The following is a 7,911-nucleotide window of genomic DNA, read 5'->3' as shown; positions in this document are numbered from 1 at the left end:
GAAGGCCTTTTTATTTTGTCCAGATGAGGTGGTTTAAGCACCAAAACAGCTATTTTTCCCTAAAAACAGTAAAAAAGACAAACACCAAAACGATGTTTGTCTGCAATCTGAAGCGACTCCTAGAAGGAGTCGTCTTTTGCTATGCTTTAGTTGAGTTCAGACTTGTCTGGTAAAAGTATAGCCAGAATGATGTAGGCAGTTAGAAAGGGTAGGTTGGTTACAATAGCTAATATAATGACCACCAAACGAACATTCTCTAATTTCCAACCGTAGTTTTCATATAGGTTAAAGTAGTCATAAAGACCTGCGATAACGCCAGCAAGTTCACCACGACTTTTGTCCTTATACCATTTCTTTTTCATATTCCTTACCTCTAAGGCTTAATCACATCAACCCCACCCATGTATGGACGGAGCACTTCTGGAATGGTGACAGATCCGTCTTCATTTTGGTAGTTTTCAAGGATGGCAGCCACTGTACGACCAACAGCTAGACCTGAACCGTTAAGGGTGTGGAGCAATTTAACCTTGCCGTCAGCAGCATCGCGGTAGCGGATTTGGGCACGGCGGGCTTGGAAATCCTCGGTATTTGAACAGCTGGAGATTTCACGGTAGGCATTTTGGGCAGGAATCCAGACTTCCAAGTCATAGGTCTTAGCAGCTGAGAAGCCCATATCTCCTGTACAGAGGGCCAAAACGCGGTAAGGCAAGCCTAATTTTTGAAGGATATTTTCTGCGTTTGTCGTCATTTTTTCCAATTCATCATAAGATTGCTCTGGTGTGGCAAATTTGACCATTTCAACCTTGTGGAATTGGTGAAGGCGGATCAGACCACGGGTGTCACGACCAGCAGAACCAGCTTCAGAACGGAAAGATGGGCTCATGGCTGTGAAGTAGATTGGCAGGTCTTTTTCTTCCAAAATCTCGTTGCGGTAGTAGTTGGTCAGTGGAACTTCCGCAGTTGGGATGAGGACGAAGTTAGTGTCTGCCAACTCAAAAGTATCTTCCTTGAACTTAGGATATTGACCAGTACCGAACATAGAGTCATGGTTGACCATGTAAGGTGTGATGATTTCTTGGTAGCCTTCTGCGATATGCTCGTCCAACATGAAGTTGTAGAGGGCACGCTCCAAACGAGCACCTAAGTTCTTGTAGAAGAGGAAGCGGGCACCAGTGACTTTTGCCCCACGTTCCCAGTCCAGAATATCGAGGTCCTCACCCAAATCCCAGTGAGCTTTTGGCTCGAAAGTGAATTCACGAGGTGTTCCCCAACGACGAACCTCCACGTTCTCTTCTTCGTCTGCACCAATAGGGACAGAATCGTGCGGCGTATTTGGTAGAACTGCAAGGATGGCATTTAGTTTTTCATCGATTTCCAAGAGTTCAGCATCCAAGTTTTTCACATCGGCAGATAATTTTTGCATGGCAGCAATCTTGTCGTCCGCATTTTCCTTGTTGCGTTTTGCTTGGGCAATCTCCGCAGAAACGGTGTTGCGCTCTGCTTTTAATTCTTCTACAGTAACCAAGATTTCACGGCGCTTTGCATCCAAGTCCTTGATGTCTGCCAATGTTTCGGCAGCCACACCACGAGTAGCTAATTTGGCAGCTACTCCGTCAAAATCTGTACGAATACGTTTGATATCTAGCATAGATGTCTCCTTTAGAATAAAAAAACACAGAATGAGAGATGCTGGAGCGATATTTACCGCGGTTCCATCCAGCTTCACATTCTGTGCACTTTAAGTATATCATTTTTATAGCAACGGTAGAATTTCACAACTTTTTCCTATCTGCTCACAGCGACCGCAGACTTTCTGAAAGGAGCTAGAAGCTACTTATCCGTTTCTACTATTATACTTGATTTTTTATTTTTTGGCAAATAGATTCGAAATTTTTCTGCCGATTGTTTGCAGAAGAGTCGGTAATTTCACAACTTTTTCATTTCCGATATGCTCACGGGCAATTTTAAGAATCTTACCAGAGTCTTTAGAAGCAAACAAGAATCGACTTTTTTCTGTATAAATTTCAAAATGACGGCTGATTGTTTTTCCAGAAACGTTTGCGCCAATGCTAGTCATTTCTGACCAAGGAATCTGGATATAGCGTTCAACGTTGCTATCTGGGTAGAACTCAAGTGCCTTGTCACCAATTAGAAATTTACCAACCTTGCCACCAAAGCCCGTGTAGGAAACCCCTGTGGTTTGTAGTTCAACGCTTGTATTTTGTGATTGTGCCATAGTGCTCCCTTCCTAGATATTCATTATATCATAAAACCCCGCAAGAGCGGGGTTATTGATTACATAATTCCGAAGAAACGAGCGATGATACCTACGATGAAGAGACCGATAATCATTGTGATTGGTGTTACTTTCTTCTTAAGCAAGTGCATGCAGAGGAAAGTAAGGAGAAGTCCCATCAAACCAGGAATCAAGCTGTTCAACTGGCCTTGCAAGTTTTGTGCTTGAGTTGGATAAAGGCTAAGTCCGCTAAGGGCGTCACCTAAGATACCTTGAAGCTCAGTACCTGTTACAGTGCCTTCTGGGAAGACGATGTAAGCACCTTCTGACAATTGTTTTGCAGGAAGGTCAACGGTAAAGTTGATAGATACCCAACGTTGAACAAGAACGGCAAGGATGAACATACCAAGGATAGATGCACCTTTAGTAATGTCTTGAAGGATACCACCTGACATGTCTTTGGTAATTTCACTACCAGCTTTGTAACCAAATTCTTGTGTATACCATAGGAAAGCCATACGGATTGCATTCCAACCAAAGAAGAAGATGATTGGACCCATGATGTTACCAGTAAGTGCAAGTGATGCACCGAGGGCGCCGAGGATTGGGCGAACAGTAAACCAGAAGACTGGGTCACCGATACCAGCAAGAGGTCCCATCATACCGATTTTCACCCCTTGGATAGCTGTGTCATCGATAGCAGCACCGTTTGCGCGCTCTTCTTCAAGAGCAAGTGTTACACCAAGGATTGGTGAAGCAACGTATGGGTGAGTGTTGAAGAATTCCAAGTGACGCTCAAGAGCAGCTGCTTGGTCTTCTTTTTTCGTGTAGAGTTTTTTGATAGCAGGAATCATTGCATATGCCCAACCCAAGTTTTGCATACGCTCGTAGTTCCAAGAACCTTGAAGGAAGGTTGAACGCCACCAAACTTTTTTACGATCGCTTACGGAAAGTTGAATTTTTTCTGACATGGTTAAATCTCCCTTCTCTTAGTAGTCTTCAAGGATATCGCCGATTGGGTCATTTGAAGAAGCGCTGCTGTTTCCTGAACCACCTTGTTTAGACAAGTTGAGGTAGATAAGAGCGATCGCTACACCGATAACACCAAGTGCGATAAGTGTTAATTCGCTGAGGGCTGCAAATGCGAAACCGAGGGCGAAGAATGGCCATACTTCACGAGTTGCCATCATGTTGATAACCATAGCATAACCTACGGCAACAACCATACCACCGCCGACAGCCATACCGCCTTTGAGCCATTCTGGCATTGCTTCAAGAACAGATTGAACAGCTTCAGCTGGCATTGCAAGTAGAAGTGCTGCAGGGATTGCGATACGCAATCCTTGAAGAAGAAGAGCGAACAAGTGATAACGTTCTACCGCAGCAAAGTTTGCATCTTTAGCAGCATTGTCTGCACCGTGAACCAAACCAACTGAGATAGTACGAACGATCATTGTAAGGAAAAGACCAGCAACGGCAAGAGGGATAGCAGTTGTTGTTGCAACGGCAATACCTTCTGCTGAGAAGTCGCCACCTTTGATCATGATGATAGCAGCAGCTACAGAAGCAAGTGCTGCGTCTGGTGCAACGGCTGCACCGATGTTCGCCCAACCAAGAGCGATCATTTGTAGAGAACCACCGAGCATAACGCCTGCAGCCAAGTTACCAGTTACAAGACCGATAAGGGTACAAGCTACCAATGGTTGATGGAATTGAAATTCGTCAAGGATACCTTCAAGACCTGCGAAGAAGGCAACGATGACAACAAGAATTGCGGAAATAAGTGTAATATCCATGTTGAAATCCTTTCTTAAATCAGATTGTATTATTGAACGTTTGCCTTGTTGATTAACTCAAACAAGTCTTTCTTTGAATCGTTTGGTACTTTACGCACATCAAATTCCACGCCCAAGTCACGCAATTTTTCAAAGGTTGCAACATCATCTTTGTCCATTGATAATACGTTGTTAACCATTGTTTTACCAGTTGAGTGAGCCATAGAACCGACGTTCAATTCTTTGATTTCTACGCCACCTTCGATCGCTTCGAGCGCTTCTTGAGGCGTTTCGAAGAGAATTAAGGCATGTGTGTTACCAAAGCGAGGGTCTTTAGAAACCTCAATCAATTTCTTGATTGGGACAACGTTCGCTTTCACGTTACCAGGTGCAGCTTGTTTGATAAGTTGTTTGCGCAATTCATCTTTAGCAACTGTATCTGAAGCAACGATGATACGATCTGCCTTAGAAGCAGGAGTCCAACCAGTCGCAACTTGACCATGCAAGAGACGAGTGTCGATACGAGCCAAGTTGATTTTCAGCTTGCCATCTCCGATAACAGTCCCTGGAGGGATTGCACCTTGTGGAGCAGTTGGTGCTGCTTCAGTTACTGGAGCAGCTTCTGCGGGTTGAAGTTCTTCTGGAAGAACCTTCACACCATCCTTGGCTTCTTTAATAATGTTTGCCGCAACTTCTTCCACGCCTGCGTCAGCGTTAATCATACGCTCTGTATAGGCTTGGATCAACATTGGCAAGTTAAGGCCTGTGATGATGGCAAACTTACGATCTGGATTTTCACCAGCTACGCGGCTTGCTTGGTTAAATGGTGACCCACTCCAAAGATCAGCCAATACCAAAACTTCATCATCGGCATCGAATGCGTCCACGGCAGCATTGAGCTTAGCATATAAATCATCTGGTCCTTCACTTGGCATGAAAGTAACAACCTGTACTTTATCCTGTTCGCCAAAGATCATTGAACCTGACTGATGAATACCAGCAGCAAATTCGCCATGACTTGCAATAATGATTCCAATACTCATTATTGTTCCCCCTAAATTTTTTCTAGTTCTTTGAAATGCAAAGCAATGAATGGGCTTACATTTTTTGAACTTGTCTATTATAAAACGTTTTCAATGATTTTGTCAAGCAAATTTGTATATAAAAAACAAAAATTTCCGAAATTTTCATGTATAAATTTCGGAAATATGATAAATAATATGTAAAACATATGAAAAATGACAGGAAAGGTGCCTTAGTTTATAGGAAGAGTTTCTCCAATTCCTTTGCAACCCCATCTTCAAAATTTGCAAATTCTGTTAAACGATTTGCGTGTGGACGTAGGGTTTCGCTACAATTTTTCATAGCATAGGCAGTGCCAGCAAGTTGTAACATCTCAACATCATTGTGCTCGTCACCAAAGGCAATTAAGTCTTTGGGACTTGCTTGATACAGGTCTAGTACATAGGTTAGTGCAGTTGCCTTATTCACTCCCTTTGCACAGGTTTCTAGAATATTAAGTGGCCCACCCCAAGTATTGATTTCTAATTCATCATTAAAGTAGGCTTTCATTTCTTTGGCAAGTTCATACTTATCAGCAGCATGCGTTTGCATAAGGATAGAGTGTGGATCGCTAGTAATCAATTCTGGTTTTATAAGTGTCTCAGGTGTGATCTGCTCAACTCCCATTAAAGAAGGATCAATTTTATCAAGATTATTTTGCGTGATAAAAAATTTATTTTTGTACTCGCCTGCAATAAAATCGGCCTCGAATTGTTCTTCTTCCTTGAGAAATTCAAGCAAATATTTCTTATCAATAAGAAAATTTTTTTCCCATTGCCACTTTTTTCCTGGGAGATGAATCAAGGATCCATTAAAATTGATCATGGGAGTATCTAATTCTAATTGATGGTAAAATTTTTCAGCCATTCTATAAGGACGACCAGTTGCGATGAGAACGATATGCCCTGCCTGACTAACCTTTTTTATAGTAGAAATAGTGTAATCAGATAGTTGGCTTTTTGCGTTTAACAGTGTTCCGTCTAGGTCAAGGGCTATTATTTTCTTCATATTCTATTCACTTTACCTCTCTAAAATAATAATTTCCAGTATAGCAAAATGTTAAAGGAAAAGCAAAAAACATAATATATCAGGGAATATTCGTTAAAATCAGAGAAATGTTCGTTATTTACGAATATAAAGTTCAAAAATCGAATAAAAAAACGCTTTCTTTTTAAAAATGCTTGAAAAACTATCGTTTTTTGTTTATAATACAAATATCGTTCGTAAATTAAAGGAGAAAAATTGAAAATGGATTCATTTTTTAAGTTAAAAGAACACGGTACGACCGTTTCGACTGAAATTATGGCGGGTCTTACGACTTTCTTCGCTATGTCATATATTTTATTTGTCAACCCAAGCATCTTAAGTGTTGCAGGGATGCCATCTCAAGCTGTTTTCTTGGCGACAATTATTGCCAGTGCGGTTTCGACGCTTGTTATGGGATTATTTGCTAACGTACCTTACGCCTTGGCACCAGGGATGGGACTAAACGCCTTCTTTACCTATACAGTGGTTATTGGTCTTGGTTTTACTTGGCAGGAAGCCTTGGCAATGGTTTTCCTTTGTGGTTTGTTTAATGTTTTTATCACAGTTACAAAGGTTCGTAAGAGTATTATCAAGGCAATTCCAGTTAGTTTACAACATGCAATCGGTGGTGGTATCGGTGTATTCGTTGCCTACCTTGGTTTCAAGAACTCTAACTTGATTACTTTCTTGACTTCTGGTTCAGATATTATTACTGTTAACGGAGTTGCTCCTGCGGATGCTACCGCAGATACTTTCGCAAATGGTGTCTTCTCAGTTTTTGCTGGTGGTGGTGTCGTACCTGGTATTTCAACCTTTACTGATCCAAGTGTTCTCTTGACAGTGTTCGGTCTTCTTTTGACAGCTGTACTGGTTATTAAAAATGTTCGTGGTGCGATTTTGATTGGAATCGTCGCAACAACTTTAGCTGGTATTCCAGCAGGTGTCGTAGACCTTTCAACTATTGACTTTGCAAACAACAATATCGGTACAGCCTTTGCGGAGCTTGGTACGACTTTTTTAGCAGCTTTTGGTGGTCTTTCTTCACTCTTTGCTGATTCAAGTCGTCTGCCTCTTGTCTTGATGACTATCTTTGCCTTCAGCTTGTCAGATACCTTTGACACACTTGGTACCTTTATCGGTACAGGTCGTAAGACAGGTATCTTCTCTGAGGAAGATGAGAAAGCTCTCGAAAATGGTACAGGCTTTAACTCTAAGATGGACAAGGCACTCTTTGCAGATGCGATTGGTACATCAATCGGTGCCCTCTTTGGAACATCGAATACGACAACTTACGTTGAATCTGCAGCAGGTATCTCAGCAGGTGGTCGTACTGGTTTGACAGCTGTTACAACAGCGGTTCTCTTCCTTCTTTCAATCCTTATCTTGCCATTTATCGGTATTGTTCCAGCAGCGGCAACAGCTCCAGCTTTGATTATTGTTGGTGTTATGATGGTTTCATCATTCCTAGATGTGGATTGGAGCCAATTTGAAGACGCTCTTCCAGCCTTCTTTGCAGCCTTCTTCATGGCGCTTTGCTTCTCAATCTCATACGGTATTGCAGCAGCATTTATCTTCTATTGCTTGGTAAAAGTTTCAACTGGTAAGGCTAAAGAAATTCACCCAATCCTTTGGGGAGCTACAGCACTATTTATTCTGAATTTCATCATTTTAGCTCTCTTGTAAAATGCCCCAATAGTCAGGAGGCTGGGCAAAAACTAGCTGCTCATACATAAAAAAAACGAGCAATTCCAATTAGGAGTTGCTCGTTTTCCATTTCATGCTTTATAATTATAATAACCACAAAACAACTAG

Annotated in this window: 8 protein-coding genes; 1 reads left to right on the top strand and 7 read right to left on the bottom strand. The window is 41.9% G+C overall.

Going from position 1 to position 7,911, the window contains the following annotated elements:
- Positions 1 to 146 precede the first annotated feature (146 nt).
- From C1E99_RS07055 to C1E99_RS07025, 7 genes are all read right to left on the bottom strand, one after another.
- Positions 147 to 362: a PspC domain-containing protein gene (locus C1E99_RS07055; protein WP_105207085.1), complete on the bottom strand. Its 216-nt coding sequence runs from the start codon at positions 360 to 362 to the stop codon at positions 147 to 149.
- A gap of 11 nt (positions 363 to 373) precedes the next feature.
- Positions 374 to 1,648: a serine--tRNA ligase gene (gene serS, locus C1E99_RS07050; RefSeq protein ID WP_105207084.1), complete on the bottom strand. Its 1,275-nt coding sequence runs from the start codon at positions 1,646 to 1,648 to the stop codon at positions 374 to 376.
- A 216-nt stretch (positions 1,649 to 1,864) separates the two neighbouring features.
- The gene (locus tag C1E99_RS07045) at positions 1,865 to 2,236 is read right to left on the bottom strand and encodes a DUF956 family protein (protein ID WP_105207083.1); all 372 of its coding nucleotides are present in this window, start codon (positions 2,234 to 2,236) and stop codon (positions 1,865 to 1,867) included.
- Positions 2,237 to 2,295: 59 nt separating this feature from the next.
- Positions 2,296 to 3,207, bottom strand: coding sequence for a PTS system mannose/fructose/sorbose family transporter subunit IID (locus C1E99_RS07040; RefSeq protein WP_105207082.1), 912 nt, complete (start codon positions 3,205 to 3,207; stop codon positions 2,296 to 2,298).
- 18 nt (positions 3,208 to 3,225) lie between these two features.
- Entirely contained in the window at positions 3,226 to 4,032 is an 807-nt protein-coding gene (locus tag C1E99_RS07035; protein WP_105207081.1) for a PTS mannose/fructose/sorbose transporter subunit IIC, read from the bottom strand.
- Between the two features lie 29 nt (positions 4,033 to 4,061).
- The gene (locus C1E99_RS07030; RefSeq protein ID WP_105207080.1) at positions 4,062 to 5,054 is read right to left on the bottom strand and encodes a PTS sugar transporter subunit IIB; all 993 of its coding nucleotides are present in this window, start codon (positions 5,052 to 5,054) and stop codon (positions 4,062 to 4,064) included.
- Between the two features lie 217 nt (positions 5,055 to 5,271).
- A complete protein-coding gene (locus tag C1E99_RS07025) occupies positions 5,272 to 6,081 on the bottom strand; it encodes a Cof-type HAD-IIB family hydrolase (protein ID WP_105207079.1) in 810 nt (269 codons plus the stop codon).
- A 240-nt stretch (positions 6,082 to 6,321) separates the two neighbouring features.
- On the opposite strand from C1E99_RS07025, the gene C1E99_RS07020 reads away from it, so the two are divergent.
- On the top strand, positions 6,322 to 7,782 hold the full coding sequence (locus C1E99_RS07020) for an NCS2 family permease (RefSeq protein ID WP_105207078.1): 1,461 nt from the start codon (positions 6,322 to 6,324) through the stop codon (positions 7,780 to 7,782).
- The last annotated feature ends 129 nt before the right edge of the window (positions 7,783 to 7,911 follow it).

Origin of the sequence: Streptococcus suis (assembly GCF_002964045.1) — a bacterium.
Classification (GTDB): Bacteria; Bacillota; Bacilli; order Lactobacillales; family Streptococcaceae; genus Streptococcus; species Streptococcus suis_U.
The sequence above is the reverse complement of the archived record's forward strand: the minus strand, read 5'-3'. Positions and strand labels throughout refer to the sequence as shown.

Coding starts and splice junctions, on each gene's coding strand:
- C1E99_RS07055 (WP_105207085.1), bottom strand. CDS start 362: ATGAAAAAGAAATGGTATAAGGACAAAAGTCGTGGTGAACTTGCTGGC.
- serS (WP_105207084.1), bottom strand. CDS start 1,648: ATGCTAGATATCAAACGTATTCGTACAGATTTTGACGGAGTAGCTGCC.
- C1E99_RS07045 (WP_105207083.1), bottom strand. CDS start 2,236: ATGGCACAATCACAAAATACAAGCGTTGAACTACAAACCACAGGGGTT.
- C1E99_RS07040 (WP_105207082.1), bottom strand. CDS start 3,207: ATGTCAGAAAAAATTCAACTTTCCGTAAGCGATCGTAAAAAAGTTTGG.
- C1E99_RS07035 (WP_105207081.1), bottom strand. CDS start 4,032: ATGGATATTACACTTATTTCCGCAATTCTTGTTGTCATCGTTGCCTTC.
- C1E99_RS07030 (WP_105207080.1), bottom strand. CDS start 5,054: ATGAGTATTGGAATCATTATTGCAAGTCATGGCGAATTTGCTGCTGGT.
- C1E99_RS07025 (WP_105207079.1), bottom strand. CDS start 6,081: ATGAAGAAAATAATAGCCCTTGACCTAGACGGAACACTGTTAAACGCA.
- C1E99_RS07020 (WP_105207078.1), top strand. CDS start 6,322: ATGGATTCATTTTTTAAGTTAAAAGAACACGGTACGACCGTTTCGACT.